This window comes from Streptomyces flavofungini, assembly GCF_030388665.1.
Taxonomy (GTDB): Bacteria; Actinomycetota; Actinomycetes; order Streptomycetales; family Streptomycetaceae; genus Streptomyces; species Streptomyces flavofungini_A.
The window spans coordinates 5,717,527-5,736,774 of the sequence record NZ_CP128846.1 but is presented as its reverse complement, the minus strand read 5'-3'; the positions used below and the strand labels follow the sequence as shown (position 1 = coordinate 5,736,774).

General features: G+C 74.0%; 18 protein-coding genes. 9 read left to right on the top strand and 9 right to left on the bottom strand.

Features of this window, described 5'->3' with window-relative positions; all coding sequences use genetic code 11:
• Nucleotides 1-116: 116 nt before the first annotated feature.
• Entirely contained in the window at nucleotides 117-941 is an 825-nt protein-coding gene (locus QUY26_RS24315) for an ABC transporter ATP-binding protein (protein ID WP_289950135.1), read from the top strand.
• The gene (locus QUY26_RS24310) at nucleotides 938-3,577 is read left to right on the top strand and encodes an ABC transporter permease (protein WP_289950133.1); all 2,640 of its coding nucleotides are present in this window, start codon (nucleotides 938-940) and stop codon (nucleotides 3,575-3,577) included. The genes QUY26_RS24315 and QUY26_RS24310 overlap by 4 nt, the downstream gene beginning before the upstream one ends.
• A gap of 619 nt (nucleotides 3,578-4,196) precedes the next feature.
• Here QUY26_RS24310 and QUY26_RS24305 read toward each other — a convergent pair.
• Both QUY26_RS24305 and QUY26_RS24300 read right to left on the bottom strand, forming a co-directional pair.
• Nucleotides 4,197-4,841, bottom strand: coding sequence for a response regulator transcription factor (locus QUY26_RS24305; RefSeq protein ID WP_289950131.1), 645 nt, complete (start codon nucleotides 4,839-4,841; stop codon nucleotides 4,197-4,199).
• Nucleotides 4,829-6,028: a sensor histidine kinase gene (locus tag QUY26_RS24300; protein WP_289955979.1), complete on the bottom strand. Its 1,200-nt coding sequence runs from the start codon at nucleotides 6,026-6,028 to the stop codon at nucleotides 4,829-4,831. Before QUY26_RS24300 ends, QUY26_RS24305 begins: the two co-directional genes overlap by 13 nt.
• 185 nt (nucleotides 6,029-6,213) lie before the next feature.
• On the opposite strand from QUY26_RS24300, the gene QUY26_RS24295 reads away from it, so the two are divergent.
• Entirely contained in the window at nucleotides 6,214-6,378 is a 165-nt protein-coding gene (locus QUY26_RS24295; RefSeq protein ID WP_289950129.1) for a hypothetical protein, read from the top strand.
• A gap of 162 nt (nucleotides 6,379-6,540) precedes the next feature.
• Here the strand turns inward: QUY26_RS24295 and QUY26_RS24290 are convergent, their stop codons facing one another.
• The gene (locus tag QUY26_RS24290; protein ID WP_289950127.1) at nucleotides 6,541-7,182 is read right to left on the bottom strand and encodes a TetR/AcrR family transcriptional regulator; all 642 of its coding nucleotides are present in this window, start codon (nucleotides 7,180-7,182) and stop codon (nucleotides 6,541-6,543) included.
• A 183-nt stretch (nucleotides 7,183-7,365) separates the two neighbouring features.
• Here QUY26_RS24290 and QUY26_RS24285 point away from each other — a divergent pair, with 183 nt between their 5' ends.
• Together QUY26_RS24285 and QUY26_RS24280 are read left to right on the top strand one after the other, a co-directional pair.
• Nucleotides 7,366-8,310 carry an ABC transporter permease gene (locus tag QUY26_RS24285; RefSeq protein ID WP_289950125.1) on the top strand — a complete coding sequence of 315 codons (945 nt, stop codon included), beginning with the start codon at nucleotides 7,366-7,368 and terminating at the stop codon, nucleotides 8,308-8,310.
• On the top strand, nucleotides 8,303-9,121 hold the full coding sequence (locus QUY26_RS24280) for an ABC transporter ATP-binding protein (protein WP_289950123.1): 819 nt from the start codon (nucleotides 8,303-8,305) through the stop codon (nucleotides 9,119-9,121). The genes QUY26_RS24285 and QUY26_RS24280 overlap by 8 nt, the downstream gene beginning before the upstream one ends.
• An 87-nt stretch (nucleotides 9,122-9,208) precedes the next feature.
• On the opposite strand, the gene QUY26_RS24275 is transcribed toward QUY26_RS24280, so the two are convergent.
• Nucleotides 9,209-9,448, bottom strand: a complete 240-nt coding sequence (locus QUY26_RS24275; protein ID WP_289950121.1) for a hypothetical protein — start codon at nucleotides 9,446-9,448, stop codon at nucleotides 9,209-9,211.
• Nucleotides 9,449-9,686: 238 nt separating this feature from the next.
• Between QUY26_RS24275 and QUY26_RS24270 the strand changes: the two genes are divergently transcribed.
• Both QUY26_RS24270 and QUY26_RS24265 read left to right on the top strand, forming a co-directional pair.
• The gene (locus QUY26_RS24270; RefSeq protein ID WP_289950120.1) at nucleotides 9,687-11,996 is read left to right on the top strand and encodes a CDP-glycerol glycerophosphotransferase family protein; all 2,310 of its coding nucleotides are present in this window, start codon (nucleotides 9,687-9,689) and stop codon (nucleotides 11,994-11,996) included.
• Nucleotides 11,993-13,681, top strand: a complete 1,689-nt coding sequence (locus QUY26_RS24265) for a glycosyltransferase (RefSeq protein ID WP_289950119.1) — start codon at nucleotides 11,993-11,995, stop codon at nucleotides 13,679-13,681. Before QUY26_RS24270 ends, QUY26_RS24265 begins: the two co-directional genes overlap by 4 nt.
• 332 nt (nucleotides 13,682-14,013) lie before the next feature.
• Here QUY26_RS24265 and QUY26_RS24260 read toward each other — a convergent pair whose 3' ends face one another.
• A complete protein-coding gene (locus QUY26_RS24260; protein WP_289950117.1) occupies nucleotides 14,014-14,277 on the bottom strand; it encodes a DUF7848 domain-containing protein in 264 nt (87 codons plus the stop codon).
• The gene (locus QUY26_RS24255; protein ID WP_289955976.1) at nucleotides 14,274-14,717 is read right to left on the bottom strand and encodes an ATP-binding protein; all 444 of its coding nucleotides are present in this window, start codon (nucleotides 14,715-14,717) and stop codon (nucleotides 14,274-14,276) included. Before QUY26_RS24255 ends, QUY26_RS24260 begins: the two co-directional genes overlap by 4 nt.
• Nucleotides 14,718-14,869: 152 nt before the next feature.
• On the opposite strand from QUY26_RS24255, the gene QUY26_RS24250 reads away from it, so the two are divergent.
• Together QUY26_RS24250 and QUY26_RS24245 are read left to right on the top strand one after the other, a co-directional pair.
• The gene (locus tag QUY26_RS24250; RefSeq protein WP_289950115.1) at nucleotides 14,870-15,412 is read left to right on the top strand and encodes a GntR family transcriptional regulator; all 543 of its coding nucleotides are present in this window, start codon (nucleotides 14,870-14,872) and stop codon (nucleotides 15,410-15,412) included.
• Complete coding sequence (locus QUY26_RS24245) at nucleotides 15,409-16,188, top strand: GntR family transcriptional regulator (RefSeq protein ID WP_289950114.1); 780 nt, start codon at nucleotides 15,409-15,411, stop codon at nucleotides 16,186-16,188. Before QUY26_RS24250 ends, QUY26_RS24245 begins: the two co-directional genes overlap by 4 nt.
• Before the next feature lie 43 nt (nucleotides 16,189-16,231).
• On the opposite strand, the gene QUY26_RS24240 is transcribed toward QUY26_RS24245, so the two are convergent.
• Genes QUY26_RS24240 through QUY26_RS24230 form a run of 3 tightly spaced genes read right to left on the bottom strand, consistent with a single transcriptional unit; the run spans nucleotide 16,232 to nucleotide 19,162 of the window.
• Nucleotides 16,232-17,776 carry a hypothetical protein gene (locus tag QUY26_RS24240; protein ID WP_289950111.1) on the bottom strand — a complete coding sequence of 515 codons (1,545 nt, stop codon included), beginning with the start codon at nucleotides 17,774-17,776 and terminating at the stop codon, nucleotides 16,232-16,234.
• The gene (locus QUY26_RS24235; protein ID WP_289950109.1) at nucleotides 17,757-18,281 is read right to left on the bottom strand and encodes a GtrA family protein; all 525 of its coding nucleotides are present in this window, start codon (nucleotides 18,279-18,281) and stop codon (nucleotides 17,757-17,759) included. Before QUY26_RS24235 ends, QUY26_RS24240 begins: the two co-directional genes overlap by 20 nt.
• On the bottom strand, nucleotides 18,278-19,162 hold the full coding sequence (locus QUY26_RS24230) for a polyprenol monophosphomannose synthase (protein WP_289950107.1): 885 nt from the start codon (nucleotides 19,160-19,162) through the stop codon (nucleotides 18,278-18,280). The genes QUY26_RS24235 and QUY26_RS24230 overlap by 4 nt, the downstream gene beginning before the upstream one ends.
• Nucleotides 19,163-19,248 lie beyond the last annotated feature (86 nt).

Genomic DNA, 19,248 nt, shown 5'->3' with positions numbered 1-19,248 from the left:
AGCGGGCTGCACCCTCACCTCGGGGGTGTGCCCTCTCGTGGCCGAGGGGCCCGGATTCCTAGCGTTCTCGGTGGTGGGCGGCGCGTGCCGCGGCAGTCTCCGAGAGGGCGTACGGGATGTTCAGGCGGCGCGGTCCGACGCGGTGGGCGACGACGGGGCGGGCGGGGAGCGACGGCGGTGACGGCCTCGCGTCCGGCGGTGGCGCGCTCGCCCTCGACGGGGTCTGCCGTACGTATCGCGGTGGCGCCGTCGTCGCGCTGCACCCGACCGATCTGGCCGTGGAGCGCGGCCGGTTCGTCGCCGTCATGGGGCCGTCGGGGTCCGGCAAGTCGACGCTGCTGCAGTGCGCGGCGGGGCTCGACCGGCCGACGTCCGGGCGGGTGCGCGTGGAGGGCGTCGAGCTCGGCTCGCTGAAGGAGGCCGCCCTGACGCGGCTGCGCCGGGAGCGGATCGGCTTCGTCTTCCAGGCGCACAATCTCGTGCCGTCGCTGAGCGTCGCGGAGAACGTGGCGCTGCCCCTGATGCTGGGCGGCGCCGACGACGCCGACGGGACGACGGCCCGGCGCACGGCCGTGACCCTCGCCGCCGTCGGCCTCGGCGACCGGGCCGACGACCGCCCCGCCGAGCTCTCCGGCGGGCAGCAGCAGCGCGTCGCGATCGCCCGCGCTCTGGTGACCGACCCGGCCGTGGTCTTCGCCGACGAGCCCACCGGCGCCCTCGACCCGGCGACCGCCCACGACGTCCTCGCACTCCTGCGGCAGGCCGTGGACCAGGACGGCCACACGGTCGTCATGGTGACCCACGACCCGGCCGCGGCGGCGTGGTGCGACGAGGCGGTGTTCCTCGCCCAGGGCCGGGTGGTGACGACCCTGCACCGGCCGGACCCGGAACGGGTGCACGCGGTGCTGCGGCGCCTGGGACGCGGGGCGGTGGCGGCATGAGAAGGCCCGAGCGCTGGTCGGGGTCGCGGCCCGAGCCCGCACCGGAGTCCGACCCGAGGCCCACGCCGGAGCCGACGTCCGCGTCCGCGCCCAGGGCCCGGCCCGGAGTCACCTCCCTCCTCGCCTCCCGCGCCGCCCGTACCCACCGCAAGGCCTGGGCCGCCGTCTTCGCCGCGCTCGTGTTGACCTCGGCGCTGCTGGGGACGTTCGCGCTCGCGGTGGTCTCGGCGGCGCTCGGGCACGCTCCCGTGGAGCGGTACGCGGGGGCCGACCTCGTGGTCGCCGGGGACCAGAACACGCGGTACACCGCGAAGCCGTGGGGGTCCGAGCCGGAGACGGCGACCACGGGTCTCACCGAGCGGGTCCGGGTGCCCGAGGCCGCGCTCGGTGTGGTCCGGGCGGTTCCGGGGGTCGAGGCGGCCGTCGCCGACCGGGTGTTCCCCGTGGGCGTCAAGGGCGCGTCGGCCACCGGACGGCCCTGGGACGCGGCGCGGCTCGCCCCGTTCACGCTGCTGGAGGGCCGGGCGCCGCAGCGTCCGGGCGAGGTCGTCGTGGGCGCGGGCCGGGCCCGCACCGGCGAGCGGGTGGCGCTCCGCGTCGACGGCGAGGACACCGCGTACCGCGTGGTGGGCGTCGCCGAAGGACCGCGCGCGGCCGTGTACTTCACCGCGCGGCGGGCCCGCGACCTGGCCGGGCGCGCGGGCACCGTCGACGCGATCGGCGTCGTGGCCGCACCCGGCGTGAGCGCGGACAAGCTGTACGGGCGGGTGCGGGACGCGGTGGACGAGGCGAAGCTGCGTGCCGCCGGGAACCGGGCGGAGGGGGACTCGGCCGGGCTGCGGGTGCTCACCGGGGACGGCAGGGCCACCGCGGAGCACCTGGCGGCGGCCCCCGCCCGCGCGACCTTGCTGGAGGCTCTCGGCGCGATCGCCGGCACCGTCGCCATGATCGCCGTCCTCGTGGTGTCGTCGACGATCGTGCAGGCGCTGCGCCAACGCGGCCACGAGCTGGGCCTGTTGCGGGCCGTGGGCGCGACGCCCCGGCAGCTGCGGGGCGCGGTGGGCCGCGAGGTGGGCCGGGTCGCGGTGGCCGCTTCGGCGGTGGGCGCGATCCTCGCCGTACCGGCGTACGTGGGCCTGCGGGCGCTCCTGGACGCGCGCGGCGCTCTGCCCGACGGGCTCCACCTGCCCCTGCCGCCCTGGCTGTTGGCGGCTCCCCTCGTGACCGCCGCCGTGACGGTCCTCGTGGCCCGTCTCTCCGCCCTGTTCGCCGTCGGACGCGCGGCGAAGGTGCGCCCTGCGGAGGCGCTGCGCGAGTCGCCGCCCGGGACCCCGCGCCGCGTCACCGGCCTGGTCCTGCTCGGCGTCGGTGTCACCGCGGCGGGGGCGGCGGCGACGCAGCACGGGCAGGCCGCCGCGGCGGCGGCGAGCGGGGCCGCCGTGTCGATGGTCGTCGCGTGCGCGGTGCTCGGCCCGTGGATCGCGACGGGCGCGATGCGGATGCTCGGCTCCCCCCTGCGCCGCTTCGGCGGCCCCGGCGGCAGGCTCGCCGCCGCCAACTGCGCGGCCTCCGCGACCCGTCTCGGCGCGGCGATCACCCCGATCGTGCTGGTCACCGCGTTCTCCGTGGTCCAGCTCGCGGCGGGCGCCACGCTCACGCACGAGGCGCGGGCGCAGGCGCGGGAGGCGGCCAGGGCGGACCTGGTGGTGCGGGCGGACGGCGGTCTGCCGTCCGGTGCCCTCGACCGGATCCGCTCCGTGCCCGGGGTGGCCGCGGCGACCGAGGTGGTCCCCAGCACGGTCGTCCTCGCCCGCAAGGAGGCGGGGTCGCCGCTGCTCGAACGCCTGCCGGTGCTCGGCGTCACCCCGGAGCGGCTGACCCGCGCCCTGGACCCCGACGTCCGCGAGGGCGGCATCGGCGGACTGCGCCCCGGCACGGTCGCCCTCTCCGCGGACCGGGCCCGCGCCCTCGACGCGAAGCCGGGGTCGACGGTGGCGCTGCGCTTCGGCGACGGGGCCGCGGGGCGGCTGCGGGTGGTCGCGGTGTACGAACGGGGCCTGGGCACCGGGGACTTCCTGCTCTCGCGGGACGAGGTGCTGCGGCACACGTCCGGCGCCGGGGCGGCCCGCGTGCTCGTCGCGACGGACGGCCGGGCCGGGACGGCGCGCGCGGTCGGCGCGGCCGTGCCGGGGGCGCGGGTGGAGCCGGGCGCGGGGGCCGTGCGTGCCGCCGCCCGCGTCGAGCCGCAGGACCAGGCCTTGGGGGAGGTGGTCGGGGCGGCGGCGGTCGGGGCGATCGGCGCCTTCACGGTCGTCGCCGTCCTGAGCACCCTCACCCTGATCTCGGTCGGCCGCCGCCCCGAACTCGCCCTCCTGCGCCGGGCGGGCGCGGCCCGCGCCCAACTGCGCCGCATGCTCCACGCGGAGGCGGCGGCGATAGCCTTCACAGGCCTGGTCGTGGGCGCCGCGGCGGCCCTCGTCCCGCTCCTCGCGTTCAGCCTCAGCTTCACGGGCACGCTGCCCCATCTCCCGCCGGTCCAGGCGTTCCTGATCGTGACGGTGGTCGCGGCGACGGCTCTGGCGGGGACGGTGCCGCCGCTGTGGCGGGTACTGAGGGGGCGCTATCCGACGGGCTGAGGGGGCGGGACCCGACGGGCCGAGGGGGCGGAGCGTTCCACCCCGGCGTTCCAAGCGGCACACATCTCCCCTGGCCAAGGGCCACTTCTGCGTTCCAGTGTCCCTGACTGCCCGGGTTTGTTGGCCCTTCGCACGGATCGCCCGGCACGCTGAGGGAGGTGGGGCTCAACGGCTTCGCCGCGACGACATGAGGAGTTCGCGGGCCTGGCGTCCATGGTCGCGCTCGGAGTGGCGGCTCCCGCGCCGGCCGCCCAGCCCGTCGAGGAAGCCCGCACCGCCGTCACCGCGCCGGACCGCGACGCGGCCGGGTCGGCCAAGGTCAGCCGTTCGTGTTCCTCGTCGCGGGCCGAGCGCGCGGCCGCGCTCAAGGCGGCGCCGGCGGCGCATCCGAGCGGATGCCAAGTCGAAACAGGAGTGCTCGCCGGGCCCCACGTGGGACTTCATCCAGGACTTCTTCTGGGCGCGGGACTGCATAGCCGCGGGCAACCGAGGCATCAACGCCGGCCGCTGGATGGCGTACAAGTGCACGTGTGGCAGTGCGTTCACCAACTACGAGCTGTGGGTGCGCTGAACCGTCGGGTGGGCCCGGACCGGGCCCACCCCTTCGCGCGCGCCCGGCCTAGCCCTTGTTCAAGTAGGCGAGCACGGCGAGCACCCGCCGGTGCCCGCTGTCGCTCGGCGGCAGCCCCAGCTTCAGGAAGACGTTGCCGATGTGCTTGCCGACCGCGCGGTCGGAGATGGACATGGTGGCGCCGATGGTGGCGTTGTCGCGGCCCTCGGCCATGAGGTGCAGGGCCTCGCGTTCGCGGGGCGTGAGGGAGTCGAGCGGGTCGGGGCCGCGGCGGGTGAGGAGTTCCGTGACGACCTCGGGGTCGAGGGCGGTGCCGCCCGCGGCGACCCGTTCCAGGGCGTCCAGGAATTCGTCGACGCGGCCGACGCGGTCCTTCAGGAGATAGCCGACGCCGCTCGATCCGGCGCCGAGGAGCTCGGCCGCGTACGTCTCCTCGACGTACTGGGAGAGGACGAGGACCGGCAGCTGAGGCAGCTGCTCGCGGGCCGCGAGGGCCGCGCGCAGGCCCTCGTCGCGGAAGCCGGGCGGCATCCGGACGTCGAGGACGGCGACGTCCGGGCGGTGTTCGAGGAGCGTGGGCAGCACCTCGGGGCCGGTGGCCGCGACGGCGGCCACCTCGTGGCCCACGGACGTGAGGAGCAGCACGAGGCCCTCCCGCAGCAGGGCGTTGTCCTCCGCGATCACCACACGCACGGCAGCTCCACTCCGATCCGGGTCGGCCCCCCGGCGGGGCTGACCACCTCCATGGTCCCGTCGAGCGCCGCGACCCGGCGCCGCATGCCGAGCAGGCCGGTGCCGCCGGACTCGTCGGCGCCGCCGCACCCCTCGTCGTGCACGAGGACGCGCAACCCGGTGGCGGCGCGGGCCAGTTCGACACCGGCGCGCCGTGCGCCGCTGTGCTTGGCCGCGTTCGTCAGGGCCTCCGCGACGACGAAGTACGCGGCGGCCTCCACGGCGGCGGGGGCGCGCGGCCCGTCCGCCACGCCGTCGTCGCGCACGGTCACGTCGAGGCCGCTGCCGGCGGCGAGGGCCCGTACGGCGCCGAGGAGTCCGCGGTCGGTGAGGATGGGCGGGTGGATGCCGCGCACGACGTGGCGCAGCTCGGTCAGGGCCTCCTCGGCCTGGTCCTGCGCGTCGGCGAGGAGTCCGCGGACGACTTCGGGGTCGGTGGGTCCGGCGCCGGGGTCGGCGGCGAGCTGCTTGTCGTACGCGCGCCTGGCGAGGCCGACGCGCATGGACAGGGCCACGAGGCGCGCCTGGGTGCCGTCGTGCAGGTCCCGCTCGATCCGGCGCAGCTCGGCGCCGTGCGCCGCCACCGCGCCCGCCCGGGTGACGGTCAGCTCCTCGACGCGCTCGGCCAGTTCGGCGTTGCGCTCCGCCTCGGGCGACGGTTTGAGCAGCGCCGTCGACCAGCGCGTGTCCAGGTCGGCGAGGCGCACGATCAGCGGGAGCACGACCGCCTTGCGGCGAAGGAGCCCGCACCACACCCCGTCGACCAGCGCACCGAGCACCCACAGCGGCAGCGCGACGTACAGCAGGGCCAGACCGTAGACGAAGTGGACGAGCAGCCACCGCAGGTCGCGGTAGGTGCCGGGGTCCTTCACGGCCTTGCGCACGCGCTCGACGAGGGTGCCGGTCAGCGGCGTGTACGCCTCCCGGATCTCCGTGCCCGACCACCGGCCGACCTGCCGCCGCTTGAACCCGGCCATCCGGCGCAGCAGCAGGACCGTCTCGGGCAGCACGCCCAGGCCGGTCACGATGAGCGACGTGACGGCGGTGAAGAGCAGGACGCCGACGAAGACGTACGAGAGGAGGGCCATGCCCGCGCCCATCAGCAACTGCGTGGACGCGCGGTCGGCGCGCGCCAGCGTCTCCCGCATGTCCGTCTGGGCCATGCCCCTCAGGCTAAGTGAACCGCCGTGCGAGGAGAGGCGGGCGCACCCCCGCCCGATGGTGCAGCGGGCTGCACCGTCGGTTCGGGAGGACCCCCCCTCGTCGCGCGGCGGACGACACGGCAGAGTCGATCTCGCACCGGACTTCCGCCACCGTCCCGAAAGGTCCCGCCATGAAGGCCGCCCTCTGGCTCGTGCTCGCCCTCGCCGTCATCGTCAACGCCTTCAGCAGCGTCGCGTTCAGCGGGGCGACGGAGATCGCCGTGAGCGTGACCACGGGTGTCGCCGTCATCGGCTCGATCACGGCGCTGGTGCTGACGCGCGAGAAGCACTCCTGACGAGCGTGACCGGGCCGACCGGCCTGACCGACCCGACCGACCCGACCGGGCCGACCGGCCCGACCAGCCCGACCGACCCGAGCAGCGGGAAGCGCCCCTCCTGGCCTCCGCCCGGCGACCGCGCGACCTCCGCGCTCCCGCGCCCTCGCACCCCCGCGCCCCTCACAGCGCCTTGAGCGCCGCCGTCGTAGCCGTGGCGAGCGCGCCCAGGTAGCCCTTGGGCAGCTCGCCCCGGACCACGACCGCCCGCCAGTACAGCGGCCCCGACATCAGGTCGAGGGCCAGCTCCCGCTCCCCCTCGGCCAGGCCCGCGCGCAGTTCGCCGCGCGCCACCGCCTGGGCGACGATGCCGCTCGCGACGCCGTGCTGGCCCTCGCGGAGCGCCTTCTGCAGGGCCGCCTCCATCTCGGGGTTACGGGCCGCCTCGGCCTGGAGGTCGGGGATGACCTGGGAGGCGACGGGGTGGCGCAGCGCCCGGGACGTCACCTCGTACAGCAGCCGCAGGTCGCCCTCCAGGGAGCCCGTGTCCGGGGTGGGCAGGCCCTGGACGGCGAGGGCCGACACCAGGTCGAGGACCAGGTGCAGCTTGGAGCGCCAGCGCCGGTAGACGGCCGTCTTGCCGACGCCCGCGCGGCGCGCGATGCCCTCGATCGACATGCGGGCGTAGCCGACGGCCGCGAGTTCCTCGAAGACGGCGGTCCGGATGGCCTCGGTCACATCCTCGCGGAGCACGGCGGCTCCGGCCGGTGCCCTTTTGCCCTGCTGGCGGGCGGTACGGCCCGTGTCCCGGTCGCTCGTCGTCATACGGACAGCATAGGGCGCGACGACGATACGGTTGCGTCCCGACGTAGCCGCGTCCTACTGTCGACGTCACGACGATACGGACCCGTCCCGACGTACGTATCGCCGTTGCCCTCGGATTCCCGCGCCCGCGACGGCCGCCCGCGCCCCGAGGGATCCCCGCGCCCCCGAGCGAAAGCAGCGGACGTGAGCCAGCTCCTCGACAAGCCGCCCACCGCGACGGCCGCACCCACCGAGTCGACCACCCCCTCCGGACCCGACACCCTGTCCCCCGCCGAACTCGCCGCCCGCCACGGCCTCACCGTCAGCGGCGCCCGCCCGACCCTGCCCGCCTACGTACGCCAACTCCGGCAGCGGCGGCACTTCATCACGGCGTTCGCCACCGCCAAGCTGACCGCGCAGTACAGCCAGGCGAAGCTCGGCCAGCTCTGGCAGATCATGACGCCGCTCCTGAACGCGGCCGTGTACTACTTCGTCTTCGGCGTCCTGATGAACACCAAGCACGGGGTGCCGGACTACGTCCCGTTCCTGGTCACGGGCGTCTTCGTGTTCACGTTCACGCAGCAGTCGGTGATGGCGGGCACGCGGGCGATCTCGGGCAGCCTCGGCCTGGTCCGCGCCCTGCACTTCCCGCGCGCCTCGCTCCCCCTGTCGTACTGCCTGCAACAGCTCCAGCAGCTGCTGTTCTCGCTGTGCGCGCTCGTGGCGATCCTGCTGGCGTTCGGGGTGCCGCCCGCCGCGTCCTGGCTCCTGGCGATCCCCGCGCTCGCGCTCCAGTTCACGTTCAACGCCGGCCTTGCGCTGATCATGGCGAGGCTCGGGGCCAGGACCCCGGACATCGCGCAACTCATGCCCTTCGTCCTGCGGACGTGGATGTACGCGTCCGGGGTGATGTGGAGCATCGACACGGTCCTGAAGGACCGCCACCTGCCGCACGCCCTGACCGTGCTCCTGGAGGCCAACCCGGCCGCCGTCTACATCGACCTGATGCGCTTCGCCCTCATCGACAGCTTCGACGCGAGCCGGCTGCCGGCGCACGTGTGGGCCTGGGCGGCGGGCTGGGCGCTGCTCGCGGGGGTCGGCGGGTTCATCTACTTCTGGAAGGCGGAGGAGACGTACGGACGTGGCTGACACCTCGACGAAGACGACACCGAGCGCTCCCGGAGCCCCCGCCCCCACGGTGATCGCCCACGCGGTCGACATCGTCTACCGGGTGCACGGCGCGGCCGCCTCCGGCCGGGGCGCCGCCACCGCGGCCCTCGGCCGCATGCTGCGCCGCCGCGAGGGCGGCCAGGAGCGCGGCGTCCGCACGGTCCACGCGGTCCGCGGCGTCTCCTTCACGGCCCACCGCGGCGAGGCGATCGGCCTGATCGGCACCAATGGATCCGGCAAGTCCACGCTGCTCAAGGCGGTGGCCGGACTGCTCCCCGTCGAACGCGGCCACATCTACACGGATGGTCAGCCGTCCCTGCTCGGCGTCAACGCGGCCCTGATGAACGACCTCACGGGGGAGCGCAACGTCCACCTCGGCGGCCTGGCGATGGGCATGTCCCGCGAACAGGTCCGCGAGCGCTACCAACAGATCGTCGACTTCTCCGGAATCGACGACAAGGGCGACTTCACCTCCCTGCCGATGCGCACGTACTCCTCCGGCATGGCGGCCCGCCTCCGCTTCTCCATCGGCGCGGCGAAGGACCACGACGTCCTCCTCATCGACGAGGCCCTGGCCACCGGCGACCGCTCCTTCCAGAGACGCTCCGAATCCCGCATCCGGGAACTGCGCGAGCGCGCGGGCACGGTCTTCCTGGTCAGCCACAACAACAAGTCGATCCGCGACACCTGCGACCGCGTCCTGTGGCTGGAGCGCGGCGAACTGCGCCTGGACGGCCCGACGGAGGAGGTCATGCGGGAGTACGAACGCTTCACGGGCGGCAAGGCCTGACGCCTCCCCTCCCCTGGTGCCCTCCCCTGGTGCCCTCCGGCGGGGCGGACCCTCGCACCCGAGGACCCGTCCCGCCAGGGGTGCGGCTCACCAGTTGTAGATGATCTCCCCGTTGCTGCCGTAGTAGGTGTACGACCCGTCCGGCTGCCCGACGATGCACGCGTAACCGCCGGCCGGCGTGTTCCCACAGAAGGTCGCGGCGCCGGCCGAACCCGCCGAGACAACTCCGCCGGCCACGAGGGCCCCGGTGGCGGCGACAGCGACAGCGATCCGCCGGGTCCACCTGCGGCCCGGCGGGATGGTGGTGGTGGTCGTCTTGCGCTGCATGGCTAACTCCCTGTTGCCGTTGGGTTGTCGGACAGAGGGAATTCGCAGCGACGACGCGGCCGGATTGCTCCCGCCGGGACGTCGGCGGCAGCGACAGCGACAGCGGCGGCAGACCGGCTCGACAGGCCCGACCGGCCCGACCGGCCCGACCGGCCCAGCCTGCCCCTTTTGTCGCATCAACACGCAGATCCATACACTATGGGAGCATTTAGCGACACAGGGAAAGGCGGGCAGTGTGGTGCCGGAACTGAGCGTCGTCCTGTACGGCCGCAACGTACAGGGACATCTGCCCGAGACCCTGGCGGAGCTGGCCGGGGCAGGGCCCGCCGGAACCGGCCCGGTGGGCGCGGCCGACCCCGCCCCGGACGCCCCCACGGTCGAAGTCGTCGTCGCCGCCATCGGCCCCTCCGCCCAGGACGCCGCCGCCCGCCACCCCTCCGTGACGGTCGTCCCGCTGCCCGAGGGGACTTCGGACGGTGCGGCCCGCGCGGCGGGGGCGGCACGGGCGAGGGGGCGCTGGCTGCAGTTCGCGCGGAGCAAGGACGGGGTGACGGCGCTCGGGGCGCGTGGTGCCGCCGAGCGGGCCGCGGAGCTGCCGGACACGGTGGACGTGCTGCTCACCGACCACTCCGTCTCCACCTGGCGCCGCGCGGGGGCACCGAGTGCGGACGGCGGGTTCCTGGCCAAGCCGGGGCGCCGCGACGTGCCGCTCGCGGACTGCCCGGATCTGCTGAAGGTCGCGCCGCTGCTGGGGACGAGGATCGTGCGGGCGGGCTTCTGGCGGGCGCACGCGGAGCTGTTCGGCGGGGACGACGAGCTGTTCGTGGCGTACGCGGTGCCGTTGCTCGCCGACCGGGTGGCCGCGTACGACCAAGTCGCCCTGGAGGAGCGTCGGTTGCGGGTCGAGAGCCTGCCTCCGCTCACGCCGGACGACCGCTTCGCGCTCCTGGAGACGTACGAGCGCCTGCTCGCCCTGGCCGCCGAGCGTGACGCGGGACCGGGCCCCACCGCCGTCCTGTACGCGGCGATGCTCACCGCGAGCCTGCGGATCGTCGCCCGCGCCGGGCTGCCCGAACCGGCGGCCCGGGAGTTCTTCCGCCGGGCCTCGCGCGCGGCGGTCGCGCACCGCCCGCCCGGCTACCGTCGGCCAGGCGGCCTGGAAGGGGTGCGCCGTCGCCTCCTGGAGGAGGACGCGTACGCGAAGTACCGCGCGTTCCAGGCGGCCAACAAGCAGCGCCGCAAGGTGCGTTCAGCCGTCGGTGCGGGGCGCGCGGCGGTCGGCAGGAAGGTCAGGGACGCGCGCTACCACCAGGATCTTCGGCGCCCGGTCGACCCGGAGCTGGCCGTGTTCTCGGCGTACTGGGGCCGGGGCGTCGCCTGCAACCCGGCCGCGATCGCCGCGAAGCTCGCCGAACTCGCCCCGCACGTCCACCCGGTGTGGGTCGTCGGCGCCGAGAACGTACCGCTGCTGCCGCCCGGCACCGACCACGTCGTCCCCGGCACCCGCCGCTACTGGCGGACCCTGGCGACCGCCAAGTACCTGGTGAACAACGCCAATTTCCCGAACGCGGTCGTCAAGCGGCCCGACGCCGTGCACGTCCAGACCCACCACGGCACCCCCCTCAAGCGCATGGGCCTGGACCAGCTGGACTACCCGGCGGCGGCCAAGGGCCTGAACTTCCACGACCTGCTCGCGCGCGTGGACCGCTGGGACTACAGCGTCTCGTCCAACAGCCACTCCACGCAGATGTGGCAGCGCGCCTACCAGTCGCGGTACGTCGAGCTCGACTACGGCTACCCGCGCAACGACGTGTACTACTCAGCGACGGCGGCGGACGTGCGGGCGGTCCGCGAACGCCTCGGCATCGCACCCGGGAAGCGCGCCCTGCTCTACGCTCCGACGCACCGCGACTACGAGGCCACCTGGACCCCCCGCCTGGACCTCGCGGCCCTCTCCGAACGCCTCGGCGAGGACACCGTGCTCCTGGTGCGCGGCCACTACTTCTACGGCGGCGCGGCCTCGCCCCTGACGGGCCTGCGCCGTGCGGGCCGCGTCATCGACGTGTCGTCGTACGACCCGGTGGAGGAACTGGCCCTGGCGGCGGACGCCCTGATCACGGACTACTCCTCCATCATGTTCGACTACGCCAACCTGGACCGCCCCATCGTCGTCTACGCGGACGACTGGGAGACGTACGCGAAGACGCGCGGCGTCTACTTCGACCTGCTCGCCGAGCCGCCGGGCCACGTGGCCCGCACCCAGGCGGAGTTGACCGGCATCCTGACCTCTCCCGCATGGCGGGACGAGACGGCGGCGAAGGCGCGGGCCGCGTTCCGGCGGCGCTTTTGCGAGTTCGACGACGGGCGGGCGGCGGAGCGGGTGGTACGCCGGGTGTTCCTGGGCGAGAGCGAGGCGGCGCTGCCGCCGGTCACGCCGCTGGAGGAACGGACCCCGGCGCCGACACCGGAGGAGGCCGCCATGCCCCCGGAGGAGGCCACCGCGCCACCGGAGGAGGCCACCGCGACCTCGGAGGAGGCCACCGCATGACCCACACCGCAGCGGACGTCCCGGACGCCACCATCACCGTCATCGTCTACAACGACGCCGAACGCCTCCCGCGTGCCGTGGCTTCGCTCCGCCGCCAGACGCACCGGAACATCGAGATCGTCATCAGCGACGACCACTCGACGGACGCGACCCCGCAGGTCGCCCGGGAGCTGGCCGCGCGCGACGACCGCGTCACGTATCTGCGCCTGCCCGAGAACAGCGGCGGCTGCAGCGCGCCCCGCAACCGGGCCATCGACATCGCGCGCGCCCCGTTCCTGATGTTCCTGGACAGCGACGACGAACTGCCCGAGCGGGCGGTGGAGTTGCTGCTCGCCGCGCACGCCGAGTCCGAGGTCGACTTCGTGATGGGCGCCGTGGAGCGGGTCCGGGTGGACACCGGCCGCACGTCGACGTGGATGCCGCACCTCGTCGCGGAGCGCCGCACGGTGGCGGGCATCGAGGCCGAACCGGCCCTGTTCTTCGAGCACTTGTCGACCAGCAAGATGTACCGAAAGTCCTTCCTGGACCGCAACGGCCTGCGCTTCCCCGAGGGCATCCACTACGAGGACCAGCTCTTCTCGGCCCAGGCGTACTGCCTGGCGAAGGCGTTCACCGTGATCCCCGAGCCGGTGTACCGCTGGTACATAGAGCCCTACGGCGCGGCCGAGGCGGCCTCGATCTCCAACCAGCGCCACAAGCTGTCCAACGTCCGCGACCGCGTGCACGTCCAGGGGCTCATCGACGCCTTCCTCGCGGAGAGCGGCCATGGGAGCGTGCGCGAGGCCAAGGACTACAAGTTCCTCAAGCACGACTTCCGCATGTACGCGGGCGATCTGCCCTTCCGGGACGAGGAGTGGCTGCGCGGCTTCGCCGCCCTCGTGAACCCGTATCTGGCGGGGCTCGCTCCGGGGGCGTACGAGCGTCTGCCGCGCGCGGAGCGTGTGGTCCTCCAGCTCGTACGGGACGGGCGTCTCGCGGAGGCGCAGGTGGCGGCGCGGGGCCTGGGGCACGGGGTCGGTCCGCGCGAGACGTCGGTGGACGCGGAGGGCCGCCTCTACTGGGGCGGGACCGTCCCCGAATCGCCCGCCGCCCGCCGTGAGCTCGACCTGACGGACCTGGGCCTGGACTCGCGCCCGTTCCCCGGCGCGCAGTTCCGCCACGAGATCACGCGGCTCGAACGGGGGCGGGGCGCGGCCCTGCGTCTGCGGATCCGCACCTACGACCCGGGGCTGCGGCTCCCCGTGGGCCCCCAGGTGGCCCGCCTGGTCGTGGCCCCGGGCCGCGAACGCCTCACGACTCCGTTCCGCCTCGACCCGGTCCGCCCCGGGGTCTTCGAGGGCGAGGTCGTCCTCGACCTGGCGCGGGCCCGCGTGCCCGTGGGCGGCTTCTCCGGCACCCGCCACCCCCTGATCCAGCTCTCCGACGGCCGCCTCCGCAACAGCGGGCTCCTGCTGGCCCCGCTGGCGTTCCCCCGCCTGGAGGCCCGCGTCCCCTACCGCTCGGGCACGACCCCGCACGTGGTGACGGCGGAGCCGGAGGGCCGGGGCGCGGGCCGCCTCCAGCTCACGTGGACGCCGGTGGGCGCGACGGCCCACGTGCTCCGCCCGCTGACCCGCCGCCTGGCGGGCGCCAAGGGCTCCCGGGTGCACCGGGCGGCGCACCTGGCCGCAAGCGTGTTCCGCTGACACGGGGTGACGAGAGGGACGCCGCCCGGCCCCGGGGCAGCCCCGGCACAAGCCCTCGGCACCCACGGCGCCGCAGCCGCAGCCACCCGACCCCAGCACCCAGCACCCAGCACCCAGCACCCAGCACCCAGCACCCAGCACCCAGCAGCGTCCCCGGCGCCCCCAGCCGAGGCGAAGCTCCCGGCACCTTCACCGCACGCACCCCCCGACCCGAGCCCGTCCACCCATGCCCCCGCCGGCCGATCACCGCCGCCCCCACCGCACCGCACTTTTCCCACCCACCCGCCCCCGCCAGCCCGAATGAACCCGTGAGGGCAGCACCCGCCCCCGGCTTACAGCGCGCGCGAACCTGCATCCGGCGCGACCATCTCGGCGTCGAAGTACTGGAAGGCGGACACCTCGAAGCCGGAATGCCGAACGGCGCCCGCATGCTTGAGGCACCACAACTGCGCATCGTCCGACTCGAGAACGTCGGGAGAACGCTCCCCGCATGACAGGCACTTACCGGCATATCGCACCGCCATCCCCTCGGCGGCCGTCAGCGCCCACTCCGCGAACCCGTACCGACCTCGCGCGATCCCGCCCGTGCCACTCACGTGCAAACCCCGCGCGTTTCGTCGGCATGCGCGGGACTCGGCACCACTTCAGTGACGGCCTTGAAGGCCAGCCAGACAGTCTTGCCAGGGGTGTGCACGGTGACGCCGAAGTCGTCGGCCAAGGCCGCCACCAGGCGCAGCCCTCGGCCACTGCACTCCTCGCCGCTCTCGCGGATGACCTGCGGCGACCCGCCGCCGCTGTCACGCACTTCGATGCGGAACAACAGGCCGTCCACGACAAGCGTGAGGCAGAACTCGCGCCCCGGCGGAACACCGTGCAGCACGGCATTGGTCGCGACCTCGGAGACACAGAGCCGCACGTCTTCATACCGGTCAGCAATGTCCACACCCCACTCCACCAGCGTCTCGAGAGCGAAGGCACGCGCGGCGGGCACGGAGTCGCGTGCGCGGGGAAATCGTCGTTGCCGTGACAGGGGCACGGTGAACACCGCCTTGATCCTGGGCCGTACGATAACGAAGACCGTACCGCTATTCGCGAAAAGCGGCAAGGTCGCCCAGAGGCCAGGCGCACAGCGAGTCGCTTAACGTGTAAAGCAGCAAGGTTGAAGCCACTGACCACTCGGAGGACACCGTGAGCGACAGCACGTGGGTCAGCACCTCGATGCCGTACCTGGCGCCGCGAGCGGCGGGACAGCCCCACGCGTGGGCTGCCGAAGCCGCCGCCCGAGGCGGCAAGGGAGGTCAGCGCATCGCGCACGCCGGCGAGGTACCAGCCCCGGACGCGGTGGCCGCGCTGCTCGGCGTGACAGCCGGTGAGCCCGTCGTCGTACGGCGTCGGATCATCGAACTCGACAACAAACCCTGCGAGTTGACGGACACGTACTATCCCGTGTCCATCGCCCGTGGCACCCGCCTCGCCGAGAAGGGGAAGATTCCCGGCGGCGCCGTCACCCTGCTCGCCGAACTCGGCCACGTCGGCGTACGGGTCCGGGAAGACGTCACCGCGCGCATGCCCAGCGCGGACGAGCGCGAGGCGCTGCGCACGGGGGCGGACGAACCCGTCCTGCGCCTGAGCAGGGTCACCCTGGACAGCGACGACCAGCCGATCCAGGTCGACTTGATGGTCATGCCCGCCCATCGGCAGCAACTGCGTTACGAGATCAGGATCGGATGACCGTGCCCACCACCGAAGCCCACGCACTCGACCGTCGCTCCTTGCACGAGCGGATCGCCGCCGACCTCAGGGACGAGATCATGAGCGGCGATCTGGCCCCGGGCGGCAAGCTGCCGTCCACCGCGCAGCTGAAAGCACGCTTCGACGCATCCAACGCAACCGTCCAGAAGGCGCTTCAACTCCTCAAGGACGAACAGCTCGTCATAGGCCGTGCCGGAGCGGCGGTCACGGTGCGCGAACACAGGCAACGGACCATGCGCCCCGCTGCCTCCCTGGCTCGTTCAGAATCGGGAGAGCCTTACCGCTGGCTCGCCCAGGCATCGCAGCACGGCACGTCGGCGCGCATCACACTGCTGGACGTGTCAGAGGTGCGCCCGCCCTCCGACGTAGCAGCCGCCCTGAACCTCGCCGACGGCGAAACGGCGCAGCTACGGCGGCAGACCCTCACCATCGACGACGAGCCGGCCGAACTGGTCATGTCCTACTACCCGTTGTCCTTGGCCCGGGGCACCGGGCTCTCGGACAAGCGGCGCATCAAAGGCGGCACCCCGACCCTTCTTGCCGAGCTCGGCTTTCCGCCCCGCCGGAGTGTGGACCGCGTTTCCGCAAGGGTTCCCACCCAGGACCAACACCAGACCCTCCGGCTGCCCGGCGACCTGCCGGTACTCCACACCCTGCGCGTCGTCTACAGCGACAACGGGCTCCCCGTCGAGGTCACCGTCATGGTCAAGGCAGGCCATCTCTACGAGCTGCAATACGAGTTCACACCGGAGTGATCCTGCGGAGCAGGCGGGCTCACCCCACGCGGAAGCGGGCAGCTCACCCCACCACCCCATAGAGCACCTGCCCCCGCACGCCCACCGCCACCTTCCGCAGCGCGGGGTCCCCCTCCCCCAGCCCCCCGTCCCCGGGATACGCCACGACCCACCGCACCCCGTACCGCCGCAGCACCTCAAGCCGCTCGGCGCGGGGCGTGCCCGGCGCGAAGTACCGGCGCACGGCGTCCTTCCGCGCGACTTCGTCGGGGAGGAAGAAGTCGGGGTACCCCGGAGCCACGGTGTACGCCCCGTACGCGGGGATCTGGCGGGCGGGGAACGTCTTCGCCAGGACCACGTCCCCGTACCGCACCCACGGGGTGATCCACCGGTAGCCGGGCCACGGCGGGCGGTACTTCGCGGCGACGGCGGAGGGGAGCGCGTCCTTGGGAAGGACGTAGCCCAGCGTCCCGGCCTGCGTCCACGCGCCGACGGCCAGGGCGGCGGTGAGGGTGGTGGCGAGGGCGGCGGCGAAGGTCCGGCGGCGGCGGTCTCCAACGGCCCCCGGCCTCGGGGGCAGCGCCGTCCCGAGCACCCCCGCCACCTCCACCGCCGCCGCGACCTGCGCCGGAATCAGCGCCGCGGGCAGCACCCGCCCCCACGCGTAGTGGCCGCTCAGGCCCCCGGCCGCGAACACCACGGCGCCCAGCGCGAAGAAGAGGACCAGCGGATCGCGCCGGTCCCGGCGGAAGCGCAGGGCGAGCGCGGCCACGCCCAGGAGGGCCAGGCCGAAGCGGCCGGGGAGGTCGCGGTACAGGGCGCGGTGGATCTCCTCCAGGTCCGCGCCCGCGCCGAGGAGGTCGAAGAAGGAGTAGTAGGGCCAGACGGCGAGGACCACGAGGCCGAGGGCCAGACCGGCGGCCAGGCGCACCAGCACGGGACGCGCGGGCCACGGCCGGGCGCCGAGCAGCATCGCCGCCGCGCCGAGCGAGGCGACGACGCCGGTGAACTGGTGGGTGAGGAGGACGACCGCCCACAGCGCCCCGAGGCCCAGGAACACCCTCCGTCCCGAGCCCGCCCGCAGGGCCTCGCGCAGGCACCCCCACAGGTGGAAGGACAGGCCGAGCGCGAACGTACTGGGGTAGGAGACCGTCAGGGCGAGGGAGTTGAGGCCGAGGAAGCCGCTCCACTCGAACAGCGCCGGACCCCACAGGAACAGCACGCAGAGCAGGGCCAGGGGCGGGGCGGCCCGTCGGTCCGTCAGCGTACGGACGAAGTGCCACACGCCGGAGAGCAGGAGCGCGAGGCCCACGAGGGCCGCGCCCCGCAGGACGCCGAACGCGCCCGCGCCCGTCGCCTTGGCGAGGAGGCCGAGGAGCACCGTCCACGGGGAGTAGTAGGGGCTGGGTACGTCCGCGTCGACGAGCGGGTCGCCGGGGTGCAGCGGATCGTGCCGGACGCGTTCGATCGTCGCCGCGTGGACGCCGAGGTCGCCGACCCAGGGCAGGCGGAGGATGACGGCGAGGAGCAGGGCGGTGACGGCGCCCGCCACGCCCCAGGGGACCCACGCCCACCGGGCCTCGTCCCGGCTACGGCCGCCGGCCGTCATGCTGGGCCCGGTGCTGGAACACCCACGTCCGGTACACCAGGAAGCGGAACGCCGACGCGAGGAGGATGGACTGCGCCTTCGCGATGTTCGAGCCGAGCGGCCCGCTGAGGCCCGCTCCGTGGTACGCGGCGTAGAACAGCAGGCTCTCCATCGCGACGCCGATGCCGCTGAAGACGAAGAAGAGGGCGATCTGCCGCTTGGTGCGGGAGGCGCGGTCCCGGTACGTGTAGAAGCGGAAGCCGAGGTAGTTGGTGCCCATGGCGACGCAGCTGGCGAGCACGGTGGCGGTCATGGGGGCGCGGCCGAGGCCGTGCAGGAGGAGGTTGAAGACGACGAGGTTGACGGCGACTCCGCTGCCGCCGACGACGCCGAACCTGACGACCTCCAGGAAGAGGCGGCGCAGCCGGGCGAGGGGGAGGCGGGTCGCGGCGGGCGCCGGAGCGGGGCGGGTCCCGGCCTGCGCCTCGGGCAGTGCGCCGGTCATCTCGTGCAGCGTGCTGGTCATGCGGACGGCCCCGAACCCGGCCCGGGCCCCTGCCCGCGGCTCCCCGGAACCCCCGGCAGCGCACGGGCCCCGCGGGCGAGCCGCAGCTTCCACGGCACCACCACCGACTCCAGCTGCACCATCAGATTCATCTTGGAGTCGCCGACCGTCCGGTCCTCGAAGTGGATCGGGACCTCCATGACGTCGAAGCCGTGGCCCACCGCGCGGTACTTCATCTCGACCTGGAAGCTGTAGCCCGCGCTGTCGACGGACCCGAGGTCGACCGCGCGCACCGCGTCGGCACGCCACAGGTTGAAGCCGCCGGTGATGTCGCGGACACGGGTGCCGAGGATCGTGCCGGCGTAGGCGTTGGCCCAGCGGGAGAGGAGCTTGCGATGGGCGCCCCAGGCGTCGGAGAGCGTGCCGCCCTGGACGTACCGGCTGCCGACGACGACACCGGCGTCCGTGGCGAGCGCGACCCCGAGCAGCTCCGCGACCTTCGCCACGGGGTGGCTGCCGTCGGCGTCCATCTGCAGGACGTAGTGCGCGCCGTCGTCGACGGCCTTGGCCATCCCGGCCGCGTAGGCCCGGCCGAGGCCGTCCTTCTCGGTGCGGTGCAGCACGTGCATGCGGCGGCGGCCCTCCGCCTCCGCGTGCCGCCGTGCGCACGCCTCGGCGAGGTCGCCGGTGCCGTCGGGGCTGGAGTCGTCGACGACGAGCAGGCTGAGGCCGGGCAGTGGCAGGGCGAGCAGCGCGTCGGCCATGCCGGGCAGGTTCCCCGCCTCGTTGTACGTGGGCATGACGACGGTCAGGGGCGTCGCGGCCCACTCCTCGGGCAGCCGTCCGGCGCCGAGCACCCGGACCGCGCGCTCCGCGGCGTCCAGCGGACTTGCATCTGTCATCGGCTCACCTTGTGGCCTTCCCGACCCGTACGGACTCGTCAGTCAGACAATCTCACCCACCGTAGCCCAAATGCCCGAATTAACGG

Excerpts from the sequence above, each read along its gene's own strand:
- QUY26_RS24240 (WP_289950111.1), bottom strand. The coding sequence starts at position 17,776 with ATGACGGCCGGCGGCCGTAGCCGGGACGAGGCCCGGTGGGCGTGGGTC.
- QUY26_RS24290 (WP_289950127.1), bottom strand. The coding sequence starts at position 7,182 with ATGACGACGAGCGACCGGGACACGGGCCGTACCGCCCGCCAGCAGGGC.
- QUY26_RS24235 (WP_289950109.1), bottom strand. The coding sequence starts at position 18,281 with ATGACCAGCACGCTGCACGAGATGACCGGCGCACTGCCCGAGGCGCAG.
- QUY26_RS24230 (WP_289950107.1), bottom strand. The coding sequence starts at position 19,162 with ATGACAGATGCAAGTCCGCTGGACGCCGCGGAGCGCGCGGTCCGGGTG.
- QUY26_RS24265 (WP_289950119.1), top strand. The coding sequence starts at position 11,993 with ATGACCCACACCGCAGCGGACGTCCCGGACGCCACCATCACCGTCATC.
- QUY26_RS24315 (WP_289950135.1), top strand. The coding sequence starts at position 117 with ATGTTCAGGCGGCGCGGTCCGACGCGGTGGGCGACGACGGGGCGGGCG.
- QUY26_RS24310 (WP_289950133.1), top strand. The coding sequence starts at position 938 with ATGAGAAGGCCCGAGCGCTGGTCGGGGTCGCGGCCCGAGCCCGCACCG.
- QUY26_RS24300 (WP_289955979.1), bottom strand. The coding sequence starts at position 6,028 with ATGCGGGAGACGCTGGCGCGCGCCGACCGCGCGTCCACGCAGTTGCTG.
- QUY26_RS24245 (WP_289950114.1), top strand. The coding sequence starts at position 15,409 with ATGACCGTGCCCACCACCGAAGCCCACGCACTCGACCGTCGCTCCTTG.
- QUY26_RS24275 (WP_289950121.1), bottom strand. The coding sequence starts at position 9,448 with ATGCAGCGCAAGACGACCACCACCACCATCCCGCCGGGCCGCAGGTGG.
- QUY26_RS24295 (WP_289950129.1), top strand. The coding sequence starts at position 6,214 with ATGAAGGCCGCCCTCTGGCTCGTGCTCGCCCTCGCCGTCATCGTCAAC.